Genomic DNA, 22391 nt, shown 5'->3' with positions numbered 1-22391 from the left:
GGAAGTCACAAAGATGAAGAAAATGGGTGACCCAGTGTCGCCAAGGGGGCTGACAGGCGCGCAGAGCGTGTCCAGGGTCTTGCAACTGCTGAAGCAGGTGGCCGCCGCGCCGCCGCGCGGGGCGGGGCTGAGCGACCTGGCGACGGCCAGCGGATTGCCGCAGCCGACCGCGCACCGGATGCTGGCCGCATTGCAGGCCGAGGGATTCGTTTATCAGGATCCGGCGTTGCGAACCTATGGTTTGGGCAGAGAAGCGTACGTATTGGGCATCGCCGCCGCGCGTCGGCGTGGCATACGTGAATTCGCCGAGGCCGGACTGCAACGCATCGCGACCGAAACCGGCGACACCGCATATCTGTCCATGCGCTCTGGCGACGATGCAGTCTGCATTGATCGCAAGACCGGTGACTTCCCGATCAAGATCCTGACGCTAGAGCCAGGGCATCGCCGGCCGCTCGGGCTGGGCGCGGGCAGTCTCGCGCTGCTGGCGTTTCAGCCGGCAGAGGAGATCGACAGTATTCTCGGCAGAAATCATGCGGGCTTGCATCCAGCGTACCCCAGCCTGGATGTGCTGCGCGAGGACATCGCCACGACGCTGGAAAAAGGCTATGCGCTCAATCCTGGACGCATCATTCCCGAGATGGTGGGTGTAGCCGTACCGGTGTTGGATGCACAAGGTACAGTGATCGCTGCGTTAAGCGTGGCCGCAATACGATCCCGTCTGTCTGGCGCCAATCTGAAGCGCGTGATCGGCGTGCTGTCACGAGAAGCACGACAGCTTCGCGCGGATATGCAAGCGGGTGGGACGGTGTATTGACGATCGATGCCACCGTCACCCCCGGCTGACGTGGTGAGCCGGCTGAGCGCCGTCTTCAACAAGACCATGCGGACGCCCAAGCGCGGCCGCGTTGCGCGCTGTTCGACTACGTTCGCAGGCGCATCGCCTCGTATAATGCGTGCATGGCCCTCGATGACTCCCACCCCGATTTCGTTAGCGCCCTCGCACGCGGCATCAGTGTGCTTTTAGCGTTCACCAGCAACACCCCTGAAATGACGCTCAGCGAGGTGGCGGCCAAGACCGGGTTGACGGCGGCAACCGTGCGCAGGTCCCTTCTGACCTTGATGGCGCTGGGCTATGTTAAGCAAAACGGTCGCCGTTTTGTCTTGACGGCGCGGGTACTGCAACTGGGGGCCGCGTTTGTTGAATCCATGAACCTGAATCAGGTCGCGCAGATCTATCTGCAGGATATCGTGGACGTGTTTCACGACGCGTCGTCGCTGACCGTGTTGGATGGTAATGACGTCGTCTACGTCGTGCATATCCCTAGCAATCGGCCGGCGCGATTGCGCCAACATGTGGGCGCGCGTATGCCCGCGCATGGTGCCTCCACTGGCTACGTCCTGCTGGGTCACTTGCCCGACGAGGAGCTAGAGGCCTACCTGAGCGGAGCTCCGTTTCCTGCCTTTACCGATAAAACGCCCGTCACTCGTGACGAGGTACGCGCTCTGTGCATGGCGGCCCGCGAGAACGGCTATGCCATCGCCGAGGATGCCATAGGCCTGGGCACTATCGCGATTGCCGTGCCGATTCGGGATCAGCAGGGCCGCGTCGTTGCGGCCATCAACTGTTCCGCCGACTCGACCAAGGTCACGCGCGACAAACTCATCGAGACGCGGCTTGAACCATTACAGAGGGCGGCGCAGCACATCAGCGAACAACTGATCCGCTACCCCGCCCTGACGGTGTCCGTACTCGGTTAACACCGGCTCCCCGCATCGATACAGGCCTTCTGTACGATGCGGGTCAGCCTGTGGGCTTACTCGATCGAGATATCGGCCGACTGTGCGACCGCCTTCATGCGCTTGATCTCTTCCGTCATACGGGTCTCCATTTCCGCGGGCGTCATCTTCAGCGGAATCGTGCCCTGCGCGATCAGGCTTTTAGAGACTTCGGGGTTGTCCAGAATCTCGGCCAGCGCCGTGTTCAGCTTATCCACGATGGGCTTGGGCGTGCCGGCCGGCGCGAAGAAACCGTACCAGCTGCCAATGTTCAGGTCAGGGTAGCCGGCCTCCGTAAAGGTCGGCACGTCGGGCATCATCGACGAACGTTCTTCGCCGGAAATCGCCAGGACCTTGATCCGCTTGTCCTTCACGTGGCCCTGGATGGTGGCCAGCGCCGGGAACGTGAACAGAACCTGATTGCCCACCACGTCAACCACGGCGGGCGACGAACCCTTGTACGGCACGTGGGTCACGTCCGAGCCCGTGACGGTGTTGTAGATCTCGCCCATGAAGTGCGGGTGGCTGCCCACCCCGAAAGAACCATAGGCAAATTTCTTTGGATTGTTGTTGGTATAGGCCTGCAGTTCCTTCATGTTGTTGACCGGCGTATCGGCATTCACGGCCATACCCAGGTTCAAGTAGCACACCGTGCCGACCGGGGTCAGGTCTTCCAGCTTGTACGGCATGTTCTTGGCGACTGCAGGATTCAGCACGAATGTCGCATCGTTGGTAAACAACACCGTATAGCCATCCGGCGCGGAGCGCGCGACGGTGGCCGCGCCGATGCCGGTGTTGCCACCCGCGCGGTTCTCGACCACCACAGGCTGGCCGAGCTTTTCCGACAGGGCCTTGCCCACCAGACGCCCGATGATGTCAGTCGCGCCGCCCGGTGCGTACGGGACGATCATTTTGATGGGCTGCGATGGATAATTTTGCGCATACGCGCTGGGCGCGGCAAGCGCGAAAGTCGCCAATGCCAAACCGCTGAGTGCCTTATGCAGGGTGTGGATCTTGATCATGTCTTCCTCCGTGATGACTGTCGATGTATGAGGCAAAGGTGCGCGATTTACCGGACGGCATCACCGCGTCGTGTTGTATGTGGAACGATTTGAATCTTCGTTGCGCGTTTAAACAGCTGTGAATCTGCTTTAAGTTTGAACTTTTCTACCCGTTGCGTCGGTGTCTTGGGCAATGCCTCGACAAACGCCACATATCTCGGGATTTTGATGGGCGCGAGCTGCTGCGCGACCCATTGACCAATATCTTCTGCAGTGGGGTGCTTTTCCGGACGTGCAACCACCACAGCAAAGATGTCTTCCTCTCCCAACTCGGCGGGCACGCCGATGACAGCGGCTTCCAGAACATCGGGGTGGGCGCTGATGACGCGATCGAGTTCCGCGCCCGCGATGTTTTCTCCCCGGCAGCGGATCACATCGCGCTGGCGCGCGACAAACCAATAGAAGTCGTCCGCATCCCGCCACACCAGATCGCCCGTGATGAACCAGCCGTCATGGAAGGCGTCTGCCGTGCGTTCGGCATCGCGGTAATACCCCTGCATCACCGTAGGCGTACGAACCAGCAAAATGCCATGTTCGCCGATACCGACTTCTTCGAACCGCTCGTTCACCACTTTCAGTTGTGGCTGCGGATAGTCGGGCGACAGGTGCGGCGATATGCGTCCCATACTGCCCAGCTTGCGCGGGCCGGGGAACGGATTGGATATCGCGCCGGGAATTTCCGTCATGCCGTAGCATTCGATCAGATCACGCACGCCAAATTCATCGTTGAAAACCCGGACCAGGTTTTCATCCAACGGCGCGATGAACATCTTCGTCATGCAATGACCGGGCCGGAACTCGCTGCGATCACGCTTAATCAAAATCGATGCTGCAGCACCGATCAGATTGCACGTCGTGGCACGCGTTTCATGAACCACAGACCAAAATGTTGACGCCGAAAAACGGCTGCTCAACACCAACGTTGCCCCGGCGGCCAACGTCCCGCCAACCGAATAAAACAGCGCGTTGATATGAAACAGCGGCAGCACGCATAGCGCCCGCTCGTCCGGCTGCAGGTGCATCCGCACCACGAAGCCTTCGGCAGTCAGCACCACGCCCCGTTGCCCGTGCATCGCGGCCTTGGGCGAGCCCGTCGTCCCAGAGGTGTAGATGAACAAACAGGTCGCATCGCCGCTCGCCTCATCGGCGGGGATCGCGTCCGTCGGAGTAATCTCGTCGCCCATGGCAGGCACGCCGATAGCATTGTCCTCAGACTGATTCAGCACGATCCAAGGCTGCGGCGACATCTCGCGGCAAGCCTCCTGCGCACGCTGCCAGTTGCGGGGTGAACACACGATGCCCGAGACCTCGGCGTTCGACAGCGCATAGCGCGCTTCGGACACGCCAAAGTCCGGATTCAACGGCACCATGATGGCGCCGATCTTTGCCACCGCGAACAGCAGAATGACTGTCGTGGGGTGGTTTTGCGAAAATACCCCCAGTCTGTCGCCCGCTTTGAGGCCGCGCTTGCGCAACCAGGCCGCCGTCTGATCGACCGTCTGCCCGAATTCGGCATAGGTCCAGCGCTGATCCTCGTATTCCAGAAACGACTTGTCTGGTACGGCCGTGATACGGCTTTGCAGCAGCGACGATAAGGAATAATCGTGGGCAGGGTAGAGCGCCACGACCTCTTGCGGTGAAAGCTTATTCGCTGCCATGACTATTCCGCCGCCGTGTCGGTGTTTTCAGCCGGCTCGTAACGCACGCCGGCCTCGGCACGCGCAGCGAGCTTAAACCCCAAACGGGTCTCTTTTTCCTCATACAGATGTGCGATCAACGAGCCCGTGCGTGCCACCATCGGTATGCCTAGCAGCGCGTGCAGCGGAAAACCGGCATCCAGCAACACCGCAGGAATCGCAGCCGACACGTTCATCGGCAATGCACGCCCGTAAGCTGCCTCTAATGTTTCCTCCACCGCTAGCAAGGCATCCACATGTCGGCCTGCCGTGCCCAGTTCGCGCGCATACGCCAGCAAACGGGTCGAGCGCGGATCTTCTTCCCGATGAATGGGATGGCCGAAGCCAGGCACAGGCTGGCGCGCTGTTTTACGCTGGCGCAGCAGTGTCGCGGCGGCGTCTGTTAATGAGACGTTCTGCGAATCCGCATACGCCAGAATTTCCGCGAAGAACTCCCCCGCTTCCGATGATGCGCCCAGGATCACGGGGCCACACCCCAGCAGGCCCGCAGCCACGGCGCCTTGCATCGCGTTCGGAGCGGCGGCGTACGTCATCCGTGCCGCCTGGATAGACGGGACAAAGCCATGTTCCGCAATGGCGACCATAGTTGCGTCGGCCAACTTGACCAGTTCCGCCGAAGGCTCCTTGCCCGTCAAGAGGAAGAGGAAGTACGCCGTATAGGACATTTTGCCAATCAACTCACTGGCCAAGTCCTTGCCACGCACCGTGACGCGATCCGGTTCCACCTTTGAAATAGCGGTGACGCCTACCTCTTTATCCTGCCCAGCCATGCTGTCTCCTAGTGTTTTTCGGGATACGAAAAATAATTCGTATCCCGAAAATGAGTGTAGAGCAGTTGAGGCTTTTCGTAAATAGGGAGTAGGGTGCTCGAAAGCCCCGGCTAAGAACCGGGTGGTAGTCGCGGTGCCGGTCGCTCGTTAGCCCCCGGGCATATACAAGGCCCGCAGACGGGCCCGATCTGCCTCAAGCGTCAGAGCAGCCTCAGCCCGGTCACGCGCTTCGTGGGCCATTGCCAGCGCCGCAGCGCGGTAGGCGCTATCGCCCCAACGACTCAGCGCCAACAGCGATTTCTGTAAACGCAGCTGCACCTCGATGAGCCCGGCGCCATCCCGGCCCAACAACATGAAAGCATCTTCGAACAGGTCATCGGTGCGCAAAGCCGGTACATGCACGCGAGGATAGACAGGCTCGATATCCGCGGATTCGCAGGACGCCGCCCAGAGACTCATCAATCGAGTCATGCGACCAATGACATCGATAGCCGTGCCGGGGTCATTGGTGGCTGGCGACAAGGCCCGCGACCCGATTTCGCTCATCACCGACAGCGCGAAGCGGGGATCCTGGTCGAAGCTGCGCTCAGTGCCAATGGTGATCGCCTTGAGCAAACGTTCCTGTAATTCGGGGCTCTCTTCCTCAGTCGGTGCCTCGGCGAGCCACGCGACCGGCGTATCCGAATAGACAAACGTCCCGGGTAGAGCATCCACATAGATGTCCTGATCGATGTCTTCGGCAATGGTTTGCAGCGCGCCCACGTCGATGTGCTGTACGTACCCGATCACGGGAGCGGTAATCGGATATCCGTTTGCGGGTAGATCGACCATGCGCCGACCCCCGAGATAGGGAGCGCCGAGTCGATCGACGATGGACCGCTCGGCGGCCTGCTCGACGCGCGCCGTGGTTTCACCAACGCGTCCGAAGCGCGTCAGGTGATCGATCCAGCGCAGCAGCGACGCCACGATCAATACGATCACCCCCACGGTAATCACAAAAAGCACAAAGCGTCCGCGATCACCATAAGCACCCGTACTGAGCACCACGATGCCGACGATACCGAACAGAAATGCTCCGATGAATGTAGACAGCACCGTCTGCGTCAGCCGATCCTCTATCAGCAGGCGAGTGGCGCGCGGGGTGACGTTCGTGGTTGCCGCCCCGAAGGCCGCTGTCATCACGCTGAGAGAGAACGTGGTGACGGCTAGCATGCTTGAGGCGATGATATTAAGAATGGTGCCTACCGCATCGGCGCCGATATTCGTGGGCAGGTCCCAGGGGATATAGCGTTCAACCAGCGCGGCCATAATGGCGGCGGCAACACCCAGCAGCCCGATGAGAGTCGCACGTAGCCAAAGGCGTTTTCCGAGTCGATTCAAAATCCAGCGCCAGCGCGACATAGGGGCTCCTTCATTGGATAGTCTTGGGCGTAACAGGCATCGGCGATGCGGTTATGAGACTCTTCTCGCGACGAAGTCGTGCGGTTCACAGGGCGACCGAGGGTGATGCTAGCATCCTCCAAGGACGTAAAGAGGTGACTTGTGCTTATGCTTGCCCATGGAACTGTCGGATTTGGTAGCTTGTGCTGCGACCGCCAGCGTCGGTTTTTTGTAGAACACCTCGCTGTAGCAACTCTGTGATGTCACGTAAAGCAGTGTCTTGAGAGCATTTGGCTAGCGCTGCCCATTTACTAGTCGTCAGCTTGCCTTCAAATCCATCCAACAGACGATTCAGCACCTTGATCTGCCGCTCATTCATCGGAATGGTTGCCGCATGCTGCCAGAACTTTGCCTTGGCGAATACTTGATCGAGAACGCCATGGGCGTGTTCGATGGCTTTTAGCAGGGTGGACAGAAACCACGTTAGCCACCGCGTCACATCCATGTCGCCCTTTTGCGTGCGTTCTATGATGTCGTAATAGGCTTTGCGTTCCCGCTGGATCTGAGCAGATAAACTGTAAAAACGTTGGGGGCTGCCGTCGGCGCGGGTCAGCAGCAGGTCGCCAATGGCACGCGCAATACGGCCGTTGCCGTCATCGAAGGGGTGCAGGGTGACAAACCAGAGGTGGCCTAGGCCAGCGCGAACGAGAGCGGGTTCTTTCGGTGAGGCGTCATTCAACCAGTCTAGGAAACGTGCCATCTCCGCTGCTAGCCGGTTCGCGGGCGGAGCCTCGAAATGCACCTTTGCCCGACCGATGGAGCCTGAGACGACCTGCATGGGACCGTTACTGTCATCCCGCCAGTGGACTACCTTGATCGCACTGATGCCAGAATAGCCTGTGGGGACTAGTGCCGCGTGCCAGCCGAATAGGCGCGCGGCAGTAAGAGGCGCCATCGCTTTGCTGGTGGCGTCCAGGATCATGTCGACGATGCCGTCAACGTGACGGTCTGCGGGGGCCAATGCACCGATATCGACGCCTAAACGACGTGCGACAGAGGATCGGACCGAGGCGACACTGAGCGTTTCGCCTTCAATGGCGCTGGTCTGGACAACGTCTTCGGTCAGCGCCGCCAAGCTGGCTTCGGCGCGCAGGGCCATTCCCACGTCTGCCAGGCGGCCAAGCAAAAGACCTTGAGCACGACTGACGGCCGCCAAAGGCTCTGCCAGGGCGGCCAGGTCGTAGCACCAATCAGGCCAGTGCGGCGATTGCCAGATGTATTCACCGTATTTCATGCGGTGATCGTGGGGGCGTTTTAGGGGTTCGTCAAACCTGATACAACGTTGCGGGGTAACGCGCGGCTGGTTTGGCCACGCTCATTTAACGCACCAGCATGCCAGCGACGGCCTCGGATTCCGACAGATCACCCTTGTTACGCCAAGCCCTCGCCTCAGCGGTCCAGCCCGCCCATCAGCACGTACTTCACTTCGACGTATTCCTCGATGCCGTAGAAGCTGCCTTCGCGCCCATAGCCGGATTGCTTGACGCCACCGAACGGCACTGACGCCGTGCCGACCGACCCGGAGTTCAGGATCACCATGCCCGCCTGGATATCCCGGGACATGCGGAATGCCCGCCCGACGTCTCGCGTACAAGCATAGGCCACCAAGCCATCGACAAATACTAGGGATTTTTAAGTGGTGCCCGGGGCCGGAATCGAACCGGCACGCCTTGCGGCGGGGGATTTTGAGTTGGCTTGCGAAGGTGTTTGTCTAGGGAAATGGGACGAAGGTGAGTGTAAGTATAAACAGCTGAAATTATTTTAGAATCAGCAGGTTAGCGTATTTTAACTGAATTGATAAGAACTGATCACTGTACCTGAGCTGTACCGAAATTTCGGTACAGCGCTATAACCGTCGGCTTTTATACGAGGGCCGCTATTAACTTGTGGGCGATATATTGGCTGTCAGCACATTCAAATATGGACATTGGCCATGATTCAGTTATGCATCAATGGCGTCATAGCACGTATGAAAACTGAATTCTTGCTAGTCTAAATCTGTGTGTAAAGAGCGTACTTAGTGGTTACCCTCGAGAGCGGCTGAGAGCTCCTCATGGAAGGAGCGTAGTCGGGCGCGAAGTACCGGGTCTTGCTCGTTGAAGCATTGCTGTAAGGCCGCGAGATATGGAGGTTGCTCCTTGGTGCCATAGGGTTCAATAAGGTGCGTTCGCATCACTTGGCTTAGGGAGGCCAAATGCTCGTGTTGGTCAATGTTACGCAACGTTGTGAGTACCACGTAAAGCAAGGCTTGCTTGACTCGATGGCTTACACAAGACGACGTTATGATCGGATGGATGACACGGCCAATGGCTTCCGCAGCCTCGAAGGCAATGTATATATGATCTCCCTCTAGTTGATCAGGAGTCAGTCGATCACCAGATTTTGTTAGGGTTTCGGCGTCTATGATCCATACCGCAGTAGCGGAAACAACTTCGTACAACAAGTAGGCCAGTGGAGTGGGAAATTCATGGTTTTCATCGTCTGGCCGAACTTCGCGAGCACGGTCAACTAGACGGCTGGCAATATGTGGCATGTAGTGAAGCCACAAGTGATCGGATGCACGCTGATGTAGTCCTTCCAGCACCATAATTCTAAAGAACCAGATGCCCGCATATACAGGGTCGCGGTACTTCCCGACCTGTTGAAATGTCAACAGACGTCCATTTAGCTTCTTATGAAGAGTTTCGTCTGTGTCAATTCTCGCAAGAACAGCTTCGCCAACAGATTGGTAAACTCCCAGACGAGCGGCCACCCTGATATCGCAACAGTAAAACCGCAATAGGCGGTTTTCTTCAGGAAGCGCCAAGCGGTGTCCCCCCTTACCGAAGTTGTGACTGTTCTTGAGCTCGTGGTAGAGGATGCTGGACCCATTAGCTAATAATGCGTCAAAGAATTCGTGTTGAAAGCTCTCTTCCATGAGCGTTGCGCATTCCATTACTTTCATGCAGAAGTAGGGGCGTGCGATGGCAAGATGTGTAGTAAGTTCGCGTGACGAAAGCAGTCGCCTTAAAATAATCTTGGCGCGGTGCTGCGACCACAGAGACGGGCTAATTAGGTCTGCTGCCCATCTACGAAACTCCAACCATTTACACAGCACGCCGCTGCTGGGCTTATCTTCTATCCGAACAAAGGCCCCGTTTTGGTACGAAACTTGATAACGAGGAGACTGCGGACGAATACAATCTGCAAAACGACTGCGCACGCTGTTTGATGAGGCGATTTCTAGTGCGGAGTCGAGATGGCGATGTAATAACTCCGCAAGGTCCTCGAGTCTCCCTGCGTGCAATAGAGACGTGGTGAGATCATCGAATAGTTCGAGATTCCAGCGTTTGAGTTTAGTCCTGTTTGCTCGAAAATAAACATAGGCGGCGAGGGCGAGGAACAGTAGATACTGAGTAGCGCCTTTGTCGAAGCCCCACAGCCATGGCCCGAGGATAGGAAATCCTAGCGCTGTCAGCACGGGCTCGAAGAACAAGGCGTGGATGATGAGTAATGCGGACCAGATGACCAGCCAATCGAACCAATGCAAACTCAATCGAAAGCTGAGCCTCGCGGTGTTTGGCACGACCGCCCATACCGCAGCGATTAAGCCCAGCATGGTTAGCAGTGCGCTAGTGTCGATTCCGACGGGATTCATGGACCACAACTACTTAGAAATGGAGGACTGGAGAAGGTAGAAAGGTTAATCGGCTAGTATTGGTTGGACGCTAAGTAGTTCAGCTACGGCCTCAAGCTTTTTCTTAGAAAAATTCCAGGCGTAACTTCCTTCGCGAGTTTTAATCCACTTGCCACCTAGTTCTTTTAGCTCTTCTTTTAATAGCTTGGTATCGCCTCGGACTACGAATGACTTGTCCGTGTAATCTTCCAGTGAGGCAGTAGCGCCGCTGGCATTGCTCCGCTCTGTCTTTAGTGGAGAAGCGGCTGCCAGTTTCGTCGATTCTTTGGCTTCTCTAACCACTGAGGCAGTTACCACCGTTCCCACCGAAATTCCTCTGGTAACGATGGTGAGGTGACGTGAAAGCTTTGTTTTTAATTGCTCGATCGAAGAGTATTCTTCTTGTATGCCCTGATTACGAATGCTTTTCTTGAAATTCTCGAGCTTGTCGAGCTGGGTTTTATCTATCTTGCTCGGTTGAACTGGTGCATCTGAGTAGTAGAGCATTACAGGCTTTTTCTGCTTGAGAAACCATTTTATTTCCTCAACTGTTCCGCTGTCCTCGACTCCAGTAGGAGAGCCGAGACGAGTCCAAAATGCTCCGATAAGCATGTCGCATGACTTTACTACCTGTTCGTTAATTATTCCTTGTGGGCGATTTCCCATGCTCGGCGCGCTGTGAGATTCCCACATCACTGGCAGGAGTACTTTTCCCGTACTTTCAGAATGAAGCGCGTTCCACTCGTGCAAGCTTTCTGCTATAGCTTGACGCTCGTCAGGCACATCCGAAGGTGATGCGATTAGGATATTAAACACAGTTGCTGAATATGGCATGCTTCTTCCACCTATCTTTTCTTATCTGTAGTTATTGCTGCGTGAAGTTTCTAATCGAACGCTATATAAAAAACTTGTGCTACCGTTTGCTTGCCGACCTTTGAATATTCCCATCGATTATTACAATCTCCGACGGATTAAGGCCTGCTTTGATGGCGGTAGATCGAGCGTCGCTCAATCCTTTCATTTTTATGGGTGTAAGCCCCCCAATATCAATTACGACATAATGTGCTTGAATTGCGCCTTCGGCAGCTCGATAGGCGTTCACTTGTTTAGTGTATCCATCTACAAGCTTGGAGTTTGTAGAGCGCTTTAACTCTAGAAGTACTTTTGAGTTTGCACCATTGGATACTTTGAAATCAACCGGACCGGCACCGCCGTCAGACTCTGGCGAAATATCAAGGTCATTTGCGTCACAATAGGACAGTGCAACTGCGTACAAGAGGCGCTGCATAGCCTTTTCAAGGCGTGCATTCTTTTGCTTATCATCCCACAACTCTTTCCAGAGTCCACGGTCCTCTATCAGGTTCTTAAATTGTGCAATTATTGCTACGACGACTTCGTCTACCTCGGCAAGATCCAGTTTTCTACCTGAGTACTTGTGTAGATCAAGTGGTTGGATTCTAGATATGTTCCTGCGAATGTCTGCCGGGTATATTTCGCCACGATGATCGTTCGCTATGTCATAGGGCTCATCAGCAGCATATTGAATAAGCTCCAATAGAGTATCGAAAGATTTTTTACTTCGCAGGGCATTTCTTAGGACTTCTTCTTTATCGCGCCGGGTCTTTGCCTTCCATATTTCACCAATATGAGCGTTTACCCGTTCCCGTAAATCCTCGGTTTCTCGGGCTGCCGCGCTTACAGAGCTCCAATCAGATGCGATAGGCAGGTCTCTAACAATGTCAGCAGGAACTAGGAGAATTGGTTCCGTCGGTTTCAGTGGATTGGGTGGAAGATCATAGCTGTTACCCTTGATGTCAAAAGACTTCGTATCTATTTTGATGTGAGTGCATGTTGAGGTCGTAAATCGCGCAAGACATTCAATGATGATATTGGTAGTCATATCGCTAATTCGATCAGCACCAACGCTGTCCTCGAACAATGCAAGAGCAACGAAGAGATTCGGATTATTAACACCTAAGCTAACAACCTCCTTGGCAGTAGAGATTAAGCTCTCCGCCAGTTTGTCGCCGAATCCGGAACCGCTGGTGCCTGCTGAGTAGCCGAGGTGGGTGTAGCCGATTTCGTGGAACGAGATTCTTTTCTTTGCGGCGCGCCACGCCGCGTCATTGATCGCTGTTGAGGCTGTTAGAAGTTCGATCAGCTGATGAAATCGACTCTCATATGCCGCACTCGCGCATTCACGAAAATCTTTGTTTGTTGATTCGGCCAAAAGGAGTGGGTCGATGAATAGGTTCGTATCACAGTTGAGTGTGACGTCTATTGCACCGACTTTTTTGATGACGTCCTGATCAATGCCCCAGGCCATCGAGAGCGTAATTGGTTCATCCGTAGTCATGCAAATTGTCCCTGTGATCGGTGCAACAAAGAAAACAGCAACGGCCTCTCCTGTACTAGGACCAAGCACTTCAACTTCTTCGTATTGGCACGCCTTGAGCGCCTCGCAGCATCACATCGCGGTCGAAAAAGTCGTCTAAGCTTATCTCGCCATTGATGAAGCACCGGGATATGTGTCATCAACTGCGCTCAGTATCAGATAAAGTTTATGTAGTCTCAGTTCGTGCTCATCGTTGTCAGCCATGAGATCCTCTTCATTGAGAGTAACTTTATATTGCAATAAGTATAATTGTTTTTTAACTCTGGCCCTAGAGCAAGATGCAAAATAGTCCTACTCTCTCCGCAAATTATGCCGACTGATGGCTGCAGAAGAGTCATTTCGGTACTCCCTAAAGAGGCTGTGCTGATCTGAGTTCTTCAATCCGGCCGGAGGAAACTCGGGAGTAAGGCTACGGCCCCAAGAGTCCTGATCCTAAGCCGAGCTTGAGGCCAATGTATGGCGAGTCGTCAGCTCATCGGCGTTGGGCGGAAATACCCGCAGTCATACGTGTCATGGCCCCTCTGAACTGGAAACATCACACGTTATTATTGAAAGTATTTGGCCTTATAGAGTTGACGTATAGGATTAGAGATGAGTAATAACGTTTCCCAGACTGAGACAGATCAACTTATTGCGCTACGCAAAAGGATAGACCTGTTTTCAGAGGTTAGGAATTGGGGCAAATATCACACCCCCAAGAATCTGAGCATGGCCATGAGCGTGGAAGTCTCTGAGTTGATGGAGATTTTCCAATGGCAAGATGGCGCTGAAGGCTTTTCGGCGTTCTCGGACCAGAAGAAAGAGGCTGTCGCTCATGAAGTCGCCGACGTGTTCATCTACCTGATGCGCTTTTGTTCCGTCACGGGCATAGACCCACTGAAGGCAGCCGAGGAAAAGCTCAAGCTCAACGATCTGAAGTACCCGGCCGACGTGGTGAAAGGGCGCTCTGATAAGTATTCTGACTATTGAGCCATGCGTCAGATTTTCGTGTTTACGGCGGGAGATAAGAATGCTCGCGCCCACCTGAAAGACTCGATCCTCAATCCTGTGCCTTTCGACTGGATGAAAGAGGCGTTGGGGCAAGAGCAGACGGACTATTATCGGTCAATCCTGCCTGGCGAGGATGGCTTTTACGCCTGGGGAGCTGTACCAGGGCCAGTGAATCAGCGCACCTGGAAGTCTATGCAAGCTGGAGACCTGGTGCTGACGGTGTACGACAATCAGTACCAGTTTCTCTCTTCAGTGGTCGGCAAGTTTATCTCCCCAGAACTGGCAAGCCGAATCTGGCGGCATGACGATGAGGGTAATACTTGGGAGCAGATGTATCTGCTGAGCAAGCCTCACGCCATCGAGGCCGGTGTGATGAGTGAGCCCGTCGTTAACTATCTGAACAGAGGCTATCGAGGTTTCACCCGTATTTCGGACGATAAGGTCAAAGGAATTCTCGGCGCCTACGGAACCTTGGAGCAGTTCGTCCAGCAGGTCTTCCGTAGCCGCATTCCGAAATCGTATATTGAACTCGAGCTAGAGCAAGCCAAAGTTGAGGCTGACGCCGCTGTTGTCTTTGACCCAACGGACATGGCGGACGGTCGTAAGAAGATAATCCGGGAAGTCGTACGTCGCCAGGGGCAACCCAAGTTTCGTCAGGACTTGCTCATTGCCTATGCTGGCAAATGTGTAGTAACGGGTTGCGACGTGGCGGCTGTACTTGAGGCCGCTCATATTGCCCCCTATCTGGGCGCTGAATCCAACGCTGTGCAGAACGGACTGTTGTTGCGTGCGGACATTCACACGCTTTTCGACCTCGGTCAACTCAAGATTACGCCGGAAGGTAAGGTGCAGCTTCATGAGGGGCTCTTTGGTACCATCTACGAGCAGTACGAGGGAGTTAGCATCCGTCTACCAGTTGACCAGACCCAGTTCCCGAGTTTGAAAGCTCTGACACTGAAGTACAACGTAGTTCTTTAAGAAGCATGGCAGCTCTGGCAACCCTCACGATCAAAGATTTTTGCAAGCGAGCAACGAACCAGGATTTTGTTGATCTGTTAGTTCAGCGCTTTGGAGAGGTCTTCGACCAAGGTAGTGTCTCTCCTCAAGAGATGGCATCGTGGAAAAAGTCTCTCCCTGCCTTGGCTAGGTTATTGGAACCTCTGTCTATAGACGGCCATATTCTGATCGAATATCCCATGCCGTTGGGAACACGGAGGGCTGATTGTTTGCTGGTAGGAGACGATGCGGCGGGCCAGACGCATATCATCGTGATCGAGCTTAAACAATGGTCCCAAGGCAGCGTGACCCTCAACGAAACCTTTGACATGGGATGGTTAACTGTCGATGCGCACGAACCATATTGTGCTGACCACCCTTGTGAACAGGCTAATGTGTACAGCACGGCACTTGAGCAGTTGTTGGACTACGGCGACCTCGCTCCGAAGATACATGCCGTGGCATATCTGCACGAGTACCGGGAAATCGAGAACGACCTTCTTAGACGCCCTCAGTTTCAAGACCATCTACGTCACGCTCTCCTGGTAACCCGCGATATAGGTCGTGAGGAGGTTGTCCAACTATTAGCGAAGCTGCAGATGCCCAGTGAGAGATTGAATCGCCTTACGGCACCTAAATTGAGATATTCAAGCTCGTTCATTGCCAACTTTAGCGATAAGCTCAATTGCAGCGCTCTTTTCGATCCATCGCCAGAGCAGATCGAGATTTTCAAAGACATAGTCGAAACTTTGGATGCTGTTGAGGGGCCAACATGTGTCATCATCAATGGCATCGTAGGTACAGGGAAAACTGTGCTTGCAATGTTGTTGATCAGACACTTGATGGAGCGAGGAAAGAATCCCAGGTATCACGTCCGGTCAGCTGCAATCAAGGCTTGTGTCGAGCAATTAGATTTCTATTCTGACGGAACTGCAGAGACGGAGTATTTGGTAGTCGACGAAGCCCACCGTCTGGCCAAAGAGCGACTGAAACGACTCTTGCGGAACAAGCGGCTTGCGGTCTTTTTCATAGACGATAACCAGTGGCTGCATCCCGACGAGACATGCCGCAGCCATCACATCCAGGACGAGGCTGCCCGTGCCGGTATGCATATTCTCGAGCGAACTCTAGTGAAGCAGTTGCGTTGCGAGGATGCTGGTAAGTACCTACAGTGGGTGGATGGTTTTCTGAATCATGGTGAGCTTGAAACACTAGAGTCGAACGAGCGTTATGAGGTACTTCTGGCCGACTCACCAGAAGAGATGGTGCAGTTTCTGAAGAACCGGGCTCAAGGCAATACGACCTGTCGTGTGGTCGGCGGATACTGCTGGCCCTGGAATACCTTTCGCACGCCAGGTCGAGGCTACGATATCGAAATCGGCGATTGGAAAGCGCGTTGGAATGCCAATGGAGCCTATGCAGAATGGAACAGAGGCTTTGGTTTGATAGCAGAAGTGGGAGCCATCTATACGGTGCAAGGCTTTGAGTACGATTATGTGGGCGTGTTGATTGGAGAAGATCTCGCTTTTGTGGATGGAAAGGGCCTTCGCGTGCGGCCGGCGGCCCAGCAGTACAAGCAGCTCACGGAGACTTTGAACAGGCTCAACTTGCCAGAGGAGCAAAAGCGGCATGAATTCGCCCGTGCCGTTCGAAATATCTACTACGTTCTCATGACGCGTGCTAAGAAAGGTGTGGTTCTTTATGCAGCAGATTCAGGGTTGCGGAATGCCTTAAGAAGGTACATAAGAAGCGATCCCGCCCAAGGTTGTGCTCCCTTACTCTCGGAGAGTCGGCGCGGCATCATCTGAAAGTTTGATTGAGTATTGCTGCTGTTGTCCGTATTCACGGTGTCGTGACTATGGATAAAAATCGTGAAAACAATGAGGGCGCTTTTGGATTGTGCAATCCAAAAGCGCTTTGTATTTTGGCAGTGTCAGTAGCTGTAAAGAAAATATTTACAGCTATTGACAAGCAATTGATTTTAAAAGAAAAAATTGACTTTCCTTGTTTCTCTGTGGCATTGTAAAAGCTATCACAAAGCCATTAATTGGAGAGCACGATGAAAGGTCAATGGGTTATCGCGCGGATACAGCCAGAGGGTTTTATGCAAGCGCCATTCTTTATCGGGGAAGACGCTGGGAGTATGAATTGGGGAGGCCCTGAAGAAGCTTTTCGGTTTACAGATCTTCGGCACGCGCGTCGCCTTGCGAGACGAGATCCGGAGAACACAGTGATTTTTGAGATTCTGAAAGGGTGACCTCCCTAATGAAGAGATCACCCTTTCGTTCTGGCGTACCGACACGCCCTGGAAATAGGGGGATCTCGGTATACCTCCTAGTTGTCGTGCTTGTTGGGTGTGGCGAGGCAACAAACTCAGTCGAGCACTATGCCGAGCACAAAGATGAGCGAAGCGTGAAGCTTCAAGAGTGCCGCAGTAACCCAGGAGAGCTACGGCACACTCCAAATTGCGTCAACGCGATGCGTTCTGAGGCACAAGAGGACTTCAGTTCGACGAACAAAGGCATACCGAAAGGCTGGTAAAGATCAATGTCAGCGTTCAGGATTTTCGACAACTTCTTTGGCAAGTTCGACGCTGCCACGACAATGTTTGCGACAGATATATCCAGCAAGCTTATTGCAACCCTGACACCCGTAATTTCGGTTGGGTTGGCGCTGGGGTTTATCGTCTATGCGCTGGCAATCATTCGTGGGGTGGTTGATCATCCTATTCCCGATTTCCTTTGGCGTTGTTTTCGAATCGGCGTGATCGTTTCGATAGCTACTGCGGGTGGGTTGTATCAAACTCAAATAGCGGATGTCATTACATCTACTCCAGACGCGTTGGCGACTGCTCTCAGTGCCAATCCTGGTAATACGGACACCGCGGGAAATATGCTCGATAACGCTGCGGGAGCAGGTCTTGATGCCGCTTCAAAGGCATTTGAGAAACAAGGCTGGTTCAGTGCCGAGGGCTGGCTTTATGGCGCATTCGGTATTGTTATTAATCTCGCCACAGCGGTGCTTGTGGCAATCGGTGGTTCGTTCATCATTCTTGCAAAAGTGGCATTGGCCGTTTTGGCCGCATTAGGACCTTTCTTTATTCTTGCTTTGCTATGGCAGTCCACGGCTCGATTCTTTGAAATGTGGTGTGGGCAGGTTCTCAATTATGGTCTGCTTGTTGTACTGACCTCTATCGTGCTCATGCTCATTATGGGTATCTTTGGGGGCTATATGGTTAGCTTTGATCTTGATGGACACACAAACGCAGCATATGCGTTGGGTGGCACTGTCATTATTGCGACTGCATCTATAGTTTTGCTGCTGCAGCTTCCGTCGATTGCTGGCGGGTTGGCAGGAGGAGTCGGTCTTGGCTATATGTGGGAAATGCGCATGCTGCGGTCTGCGATGGGGAGCTTTGGCCGCAAAGATAAAGATGGCCAAATCTCTGGACGCTCAGGTATAGCGGGAGCATCACGCTTATTGAGTGGTGCGGGTGCTGCTGGTGCTAAGCGCGCCTGGGGTACAGGCAAGAAGATCGGTGGTTATGCGCGAGGGAAACTGGGCCGGTAAATGCACCATGATTGCATCATATCTGCACCATCCGCCGCAAAGCTGCATCATATTTGCACCATCCCTGCACCATATTTGCATCATCGTCATCGAGCGCTGCTCGATGGATAGGTTTTGACCTTCTGGATGGCCATTTTGGCCATCCAATAGCCTCCTTAATTTCCTTAACAAGGCTATACACAATACGCACCTTGCGGTGTGGATAACTGTTTGATTATTAATGGGGAAATCTAAGCTCCCCAAATTTCTTCGTAGTGCTTTGCATCTACAGAATTTTTCGGTGCCCCAGAGAAGTCGTGATGTTCTGCACTACCGCACACACTACAGGAGGCTGAATGGCCCTAGGAACACCTATTCATCTCAGATTGAGTCCAGCCAAGCAGCTTGCCTATGAAGAAGAGGCGGCTCGCGTGAACAAGCCGCTGGCTACCTATCTACGCGAACGATTAGAAACTGGCGATGCATTGATTGGAGAATTTACCGCGCTGCGTAGCGAAATCCGAGCAGGCCTTGTGTCTGGACAACATGCGAATGTCATGATTACTCGGCAAGTAAACGATGCGCTGCTGCTGGAAATGGTGTTGTTGCTGCGAGAGCTGGGGGGACCGGAGAGGATGAAGCGTACCCACGCGGAACTGAACCGTCAGGGTGTGAAAGCCTGGACACCGAGTTAAAGAGGGGAGGGATGGTTTGATTGAACAAACAGTGATTCGAACGGTGATTTCTGGAGAGTTGAAAGCAGAGTTTGTCGAGGCAGTTAGGGCAAATGATCGTATCGCCAGTCAAGTTTTGCGCGATCTTATCCGGGAATACATTTATCGCAATTCGAAAGGAATTTCTTGGGAGCCCGGGCGTGAGAAAAAGCGCCTGGATCAATCAAATTGACGGAGTGCAATATGGCCGAACGTAATTCGAAATCAATAGGTTTCACCGAGCGTCTTCGCTTGAACGCCGAACAAGGGTTCTCAGCCCTTTTCCTGGTAATGGGTGGCCTCTATATGGCAATACTATTGCTGCAAGCACGAGAGATTCTTGAGGGAATATTTTCCGGTGATATGGGGTCGGGAAAGCTGCTTTTGATGGGTATCGTCATCGGTGCACTTTCTTGGCTTCAGTGGCGATATCGTCATGTCGTCTATCCAATGCATCGAAAGTTGAAAGCAATTGATTGAGTATTGTCGTCATGCTCAGCCACAAGGTTCTAACGCGGCAGGACATCGGCCGCGCCGCCAGTTACTACGAGGATGGTGCGGACGACTATCACGCAAAAGATGGTGAGTCGTCTGAGTGGCAAGGAAAGGGGGCCGCCAAATTGGGTCTGCGCGGTGAGATCGATCGTACGCGATTTCGAGAGTTGTTGGCAGGGCAGATTGCACCAGACGTCCGCATTAGCCGTGCCGCTACGCGTCAGGACTCAAATATCCGGATAGGAATTGATCTGACCTTTTCCGCACCAAAAAGTGTTTCTCTGCAGGCGCTGGTGTCAGGCGACATTGAAATCGTTAAAGCTCATGACAGGGCCGTGGCCCGGACATTGGACGTGGCGGAAACACTTGCACAGGCACGGGAGAAGGTAAAAGGAAAATCACGAATCGAGACAACGGGGAATCTCGTCATCGCTAAATTCCGCCATGAGACGAGCCGTGAACGTGATCCGCAGCTTCATACCCATGCAGTCATTATGAACGTGACACGGCGAGCGGATGGACAGTGGCGGGCGCTCAAGAATGACCAGATTGTGAAATCGACACGCTATCTCGGCTCTGTTTATAACAATGAGTTGGCAGAAGCACTGCAGAAGCTCGGTTACCGCTTGCGCTTTGAACGAGGCGGCAATTTCGAACTGGCCCACATCGAACGGAGTCAAATTGAAGGCTTCAGCCAGCGTAGTGAACAAATCAAGGAAAGATTGGCGGCGAAGGGGTTAACTCGTGAGACGGCCAGTGCTATTGAGAAACAGCAGGCTGCCATGCAGACGCGGCCTAAAAAAATGATGGCAGAGCGCGAAGCGCTTCGTACCGAATGGAAGGAGAAAGCAAAGGATTTAGGAATCGATTTTCACCGCCGGGAGTGGTCAGGAGCAGGACCCGAACGTGGCCGCACCGAATTAGGGGCGGCTGATCGGCGAGCATTTGTTCCCGCTGATGAAGCTGCAAAACGGGCCGTGCGTTACGCCGTCAATCATTTGACCGAACGCCAGGCAGTCATGGGGAGCCGCGAACTAATAGATACGGCCATGAAGCACGCTATAGGCGGTGCTCAACTTGCGGACATCCAAAGGGAAATCGCGACGCAGACAGCATCCGGCTATCTTGTTCAGGAACAGCCCCTATACCGGCCCGCAGGACAGACTGGGCAGGGCGATGCACAAGGTCAGACGCGAGCAGAGTGGATTGCCCGGATTGAGGCCAAGGGAGTCCAGAGCATCGCTGCTCGTGACCGTGTCGATACGGCGATCTTGCATGGAGGCCTTGTCGCGAGCGAAGCTCGATACACGACGCAAACCGCACTAGAGCGAGAGAAGCACATCTTGCATATCGAGCGGGATGGGCGTGGGGCTGTCGCTGCCATCATGCCCTCCGAGATCGCCAGTGCACAACTGGCCAAAACCAACCTAAATACCGGGCAGCGCCAAGCCGCCGAACTGATGGTATCGAGCGACAATCGGGTTATCGGCGTACAGGGGTTTGCTGGCGTCGGCAAAAGCCACATGCTCGAGACGGCGAAAGGCATGATCGAAGGGCAAGGCTACGCCGTGCGCGCTTTGGCTCCCTACGGGAGTCAGGTCAAAGCCTTGCAAGAACTCGGTGTGCAGGCAAACACGCTCGCGTCGTTCCTACGGGCCAAGGATAAAGACATTGACGCAAAAACCGTACTGGTGATCGACGAGGCGGGTGTGGTCCCAACCCGCCAGATGGAGCAAGCCTTGAGGCTCGCCGAAAAGGCAGGTGCACGCGTGGTGCTCATGGGTGATACGGCACAGACGAAAGCGATTGAAGCCGGACGACCATTCGACCAGTTACAGGCGGCAGGAATGAAAACCGCCCATATGGACGAAATCCAGCGTCAAAGGGACCCCATGCTGAGAAAAGCCGTTGAACTGGCAGCCAAGGGCGATACGTCGAGCTCGCTCTCCCGAATCGCAGATATTATCGAGATCAAAGATCATTTCGAACGCCGTGCAGCCATCGCCTCTGCGTACACCGAACTCGAGCCGAAGGATCGTAATGAAACGATCATTGTTTCCGGTACTAATGAGGCTCGGCGCGAAATCAACAAGATTGTGCGCGAAAACATAGGTACGGCAGGCCGGGGTAAGGAAGTTGATACGCTCATTCGGCGCGACACTACTCAGGCCGAGCGCCGATTTTCCAAGAACTATCAGGTAGGGGATCTGATTCAACCTGAAAAGGATTACCAGAGGTCTGGGTTGCAACGTGGCGAGCTGTATCGGGTGGAGGACACGGGCCCGGGGAACCGCCTCACCGTTCGCTCAGAGCGGTCTCATGAGGTGATACGGTTCAACCCTCTGACACATAGCAAAATTTCAGTCTACGAATTGGATAGGACCGAGTTGTCGCGTGGTGATGTCGTGAGGATCACACGTAATGACGCCTCTTTAGACCTAGCCAATGGTGATCGTTTCAAGGTTGAAAACGTTAATGCGGGGACGGTGACACTGGTCAGCGATACGCGCCGTGTGGATCTGACTACGGATAGACCGCTGCACTTGTCTCACGCATATGCAACGACGGCTCATAGCAGCCAGGGTTTGACGGCTGATCGTGTTTTGATTGACCTTAATACCGAGAGTCGTACGACTGCCAAGGATGCCTACTATGTCGCTATCTCTCGTGCTCGATTTCAGAGCCGGATTTTCACGAATGACCGGGAGAACCTGCCGACAGCGATCATGCGTGCAAATGCGAAGTATGCAGCATTAGATCTCGTGCGTGGAAGTTCAGATTCGTTGTGGAGTCCTCGTGCACCTCAACAGGATAAGGAAAGCGCGAAAGCATCTATGGAGCGTTGAGCCCA

At 54.1% G+C, this 22391-nt stretch carries 20 protein-coding genes and 1 pseudogene; 12 read left to right on the top strand and 9 right to left on the bottom strand.

Going from position 1 to position 22391, the window contains the following annotated elements:
* The first annotated feature begins 67 nt into the window (after window positions 1-67).
* Together GOQ28_RS04085 and GOQ28_RS04080 are read left to right on the top strand one after the other, a co-directional pair.
* Window positions 68-817 carry an IclR family transcriptional regulator gene (locus GOQ28_RS04085; protein WP_336603735.1) on the top strand — a complete coding sequence of 250 codons (750 nt, stop codon included), beginning with the start codon at window positions 68-70 and terminating at the stop codon, window positions 815-817.
* Between the two features lie 143 nt (window positions 818-960).
* Window positions 961-1761 carry an IclR family transcriptional regulator gene (locus GOQ28_RS04080; protein WP_160348804.1) on the top strand — a complete coding sequence of 267 codons (801 nt, stop codon included), beginning with the start codon at window positions 961-963 and terminating at the stop codon, window positions 1759-1761.
* Between the two features lie 56 nt (window positions 1762-1817).
* Here GOQ28_RS04080 and GOQ28_RS04075 read toward each other — a convergent pair whose 3' ends face one another.
* The 9 genes and pseudogenes from GOQ28_RS04075 to GOQ28_RS04035 all read right to left on the bottom strand — a co-directional run bounded on the left by GOQ28_RS04075 (window position 1818) and on the right by GOQ28_RS04035 (window position 12758).
* Window positions 1818-2801, bottom strand: coding sequence for a Bug family tripartite tricarboxylate transporter substrate binding protein (locus GOQ28_RS04075; RefSeq protein WP_160348803.1), 984 nt, complete (start codon window positions 2799-2801; stop codon window positions 1818-1820).
* A 47-nt stretch (window positions 2802-2848) separates the two neighbouring features.
* Entirely contained in the window at window positions 2849-4498 is a 1650-nt protein-coding gene (locus tag GOQ28_RS04070; RefSeq protein ID WP_160355528.1) for a class I adenylate-forming enzyme family protein, read from the bottom strand.
* A 2-nt stretch (window positions 4499-4500) separates the two neighbouring features.
* On the bottom strand, window positions 4501-5307 hold the full coding sequence (locus GOQ28_RS04065) for a citryl-CoA lyase (RefSeq protein ID WP_160355527.1): 807 nt from the start codon (window positions 5305-5307) through the stop codon (window positions 4501-4503).
* Window positions 5308-5454: 147 nt separating this feature from the next.
* Window positions 5455-6708, bottom strand: coding sequence for a DUF2254 domain-containing protein (locus GOQ28_RS04060; RefSeq protein WP_160355526.1), 1254 nt, complete (start codon window positions 6706-6708; stop codon window positions 5455-5457).
* Between the two features lie 145 nt (window positions 6709-6853).
* The gene (locus tag GOQ28_RS04055; RefSeq protein ID WP_160355525.1) at window positions 6854-7981 is read right to left on the bottom strand and encodes a Fic family protein; all 1128 of its coding nucleotides are present in this window, start codon (window positions 7979-7981) and stop codon (window positions 6854-6856) included.
* Between the two features lie 155 nt (window positions 7982-8136).
* A pseudogene (locus tag GOQ28_RS04050) lies at window positions 8137-8358 on the bottom strand (aldehyde dehydrogenase family protein); the annotation flags it as partial.
* A gap of 406 nt (window positions 8359-8764) precedes the next feature.
* Window positions 8765-10384 carry a hypothetical protein gene (locus GOQ28_RS04045; RefSeq protein WP_160355524.1) on the bottom strand — a complete coding sequence of 540 codons (1620 nt, stop codon included), beginning with the start codon at window positions 10382-10384 and terminating at the stop codon, window positions 8765-8767.
* Between the two features lie 45 nt (window positions 10385-10429).
* Window positions 10430-11236 (bottom strand): hypothetical protein, encoded by an 807-nt coding sequence (locus tag GOQ28_RS04040; protein ID WP_160355523.1) that lies wholly within the window; start codon window positions 11234-11236, stop codon window positions 10430-10432.
* Window positions 11237-11315: 79 nt separating this feature from the next.
* A complete protein-coding gene (locus tag GOQ28_RS04035; protein ID WP_160355522.1) occupies window positions 11316-12758 on the bottom strand; it encodes a hypothetical protein in 1443 nt (480 codons plus the stop codon).
* Window positions 12759-13388: 630 nt separating this feature from the next.
* Between GOQ28_RS04035 and GOQ28_RS04030 the strand changes: the two genes are divergently transcribed.
* The 10 genes from GOQ28_RS04030 to mobF all read left to right on the top strand — a co-directional run bounded on the left by GOQ28_RS04030 (window position 13389) and on the right by mobF (window position 22386).
* On the top strand, window positions 13389-13766 hold the full coding sequence (locus tag GOQ28_RS04030) for a nucleotide pyrophosphohydrolase (RefSeq protein ID WP_160355521.1): 378 nt from the start codon (window positions 13389-13391) through the stop codon (window positions 13764-13766).
* A 3-nt stretch (window positions 13767-13769) separates the two neighbouring features.
* On the top strand, window positions 13770-14765 hold the full coding sequence (locus GOQ28_RS04025) for an HNH endonuclease (RefSeq protein WP_236844209.1): 996 nt from the start codon (window positions 13770-13772) through the stop codon (window positions 14763-14765).
* 5 nt (window positions 14766-14770) lie between these two features.
* Window positions 14771-16591 (top strand): DNA/RNA helicase domain-containing protein, encoded by a 1821-nt coding sequence (locus GOQ28_RS04020; protein ID WP_160355520.1) that lies wholly within the window; start codon window positions 14771-14773, stop codon window positions 16589-16591.
* An 8-nt stretch (window positions 16592-16599) separates the two neighbouring features.
* Window positions 16600-16809, top strand: coding sequence for a hypothetical protein (locus GOQ28_RS04015; protein WP_160355519.1), 210 nt, complete (start codon window positions 16600-16602; stop codon window positions 16807-16809).
* 239 nt (window positions 16810-17048) lie between these two features.
* Complete coding sequence (locus tag GOQ28_RS18785; RefSeq protein WP_160355518.1) at window positions 17049-17324, top strand: EexN family lipoprotein; 276 nt, start codon at window positions 17049-17051, stop codon at window positions 17322-17324.
* Between the two features lie 6 nt (window positions 17325-17330).
* On the top strand, window positions 17331-18353 hold the full coding sequence (locus GOQ28_RS04005; protein WP_160355517.1) for a type IV secretion system protein: 1023 nt from the start codon (window positions 17331-17333) through the stop codon (window positions 18351-18353).
* Window positions 18354-18688: 335 nt separating this feature from the next.
* Window positions 18689-19027, top strand: coding sequence for a mobilization protein (locus tag GOQ28_RS04000; protein ID WP_160355516.1), 339 nt, complete (start codon window positions 18689-18691; stop codon window positions 19025-19027).
* Between the two features lie 16 nt (window positions 19028-19043).
* Window positions 19044-19238, top strand: a complete 195-nt coding sequence (locus GOQ28_RS03995; RefSeq protein ID WP_160355515.1) for a hypothetical protein — start codon at window positions 19044-19046, stop codon at window positions 19236-19238.
* Between the two features lie 11 nt (window positions 19239-19249).
* On the top strand, window positions 19250-19525 hold the full coding sequence (locus GOQ28_RS03990) for a hypothetical protein (RefSeq protein WP_160355514.1): 276 nt from the start codon (window positions 19250-19252) through the stop codon (window positions 19523-19525).
* Window positions 19522-22386 carry a MobF family relaxase gene (mobF, locus tag GOQ28_RS03985; RefSeq protein ID WP_202109616.1) on the top strand — a complete coding sequence of 955 codons (2865 nt, stop codon included), beginning with the start codon at window positions 19522-19524 and terminating at the stop codon, window positions 22384-22386. Before GOQ28_RS03990 ends, mobF begins: the two co-directional genes overlap by 4 nt.
* Window positions 22387-22391 lie beyond the last annotated feature (5 nt).

The sequence above is a fragment of the Bordetella sp. 02P26C-1 genome (assembly GCF_009763255.1).
In the GTDB taxonomy this organism is placed as follows: Bacteria; Pseudomonadota; Gammaproteobacteria; order Burkholderiales; family Burkholderiaceae_B; genus Bordetella_A.
This window is presented reverse-complemented; position numbering and strand designations above follow the sequence as displayed.

Bases quoted from the DNA above. Each gene is read 5' to 3' on its own strand.
- GOQ28_RS03990 (WP_160355514.1), top strand. From the start codon at position 19,250: ATGGCCGAACGTAATTCGAAATCAATAGGTTTCACCGAGCGTCTTCGC.
- GOQ28_RS04075 (WP_160348803.1), bottom strand. From the start codon at position 2,801: ATGATCAAGATCCACACCCTGCATAAGGCACTCAGCGGTTTGGCATTG.
- GOQ28_RS04000 (WP_160355516.1), top strand. From the start codon at position 18,689: ATGGCCCTAGGAACACCTATTCATCTCAGATTGAGTCCAGCCAAGCAG.
- GOQ28_RS04005 (WP_160355517.1), top strand. From the start codon at position 17,331: ATGTCAGCGTTCAGGATTTTCGACAACTTCTTTGGCAAGTTCGACGCT.
- GOQ28_RS04070 (WP_160355528.1), bottom strand. From the start codon at position 4,498: ATGGCAGCGAATAAGCTTTCACCGCAAGAGGTCGTGGCGCTCTACCCT.
- GOQ28_RS04055 (WP_160355525.1), bottom strand. From the start codon at position 7,981: ATGAAATACGGTGAATACATCTGGCAATCGCCGCACTGGCCTGATTGG.
- GOQ28_RS04065 (WP_160355527.1), bottom strand. From the start codon at position 5,307: ATGGCTGGGCAGGATAAAGAGGTAGGCGTCACCGCTATTTCAAAGGTG.
- GOQ28_RS04035 (WP_160355522.1), bottom strand. From the start codon at position 12,758: ATGACTACGGATGAACCAATTACGCTCTCGATGGCCTGGGGCATTGAT.
- GOQ28_RS04020 (WP_160355520.1), top strand. From the start codon at position 14,771: ATGGCAGCTCTGGCAACCCTCACGATCAAAGATTTTTGCAAGCGAGCA.
- GOQ28_RS18785 (WP_160355518.1), top strand. From the start codon at position 17,049: ATGAAGAGATCACCCTTTCGTTCTGGCGTACCGACACGCCCTGGAAAT.
- GOQ28_RS04025 (WP_236844209.1), top strand. From the start codon at position 13,770: ATGCGTCAGATTTTCGTGTTTACGGCGGGAGATAAGAATGCTCGCGCC.
- GOQ28_RS04045 (WP_160355524.1), bottom strand. From the start codon at position 10,384: ATGAATCCCGTCGGAATCGACACTAGCGCACTGCTAACCATGCTGGGC.
- GOQ28_RS04060 (WP_160355526.1), bottom strand. From the start codon at position 6,708: ATGTCGCGCTGGCGCTGGATTTTGAATCGACTCGGAAAACGCCTTTGG.
- GOQ28_RS04080 (WP_160348804.1), top strand. From the start codon at position 961: ATGGCCCTCGATGACTCCCACCCCGATTTCGTTAGCGCCCTCGCACGC.
- GOQ28_RS04030 (WP_160355521.1), top strand. From the start codon at position 13,389: ATGAGTAATAACGTTTCCCAGACTGAGACAGATCAACTTATTGCGCTA.
- GOQ28_RS04040 (WP_160355523.1), bottom strand. From the start codon at position 11,236: ATGCCATATTCAGCAACTGTGTTTAATATCCTAATCGCATCACCTTCG.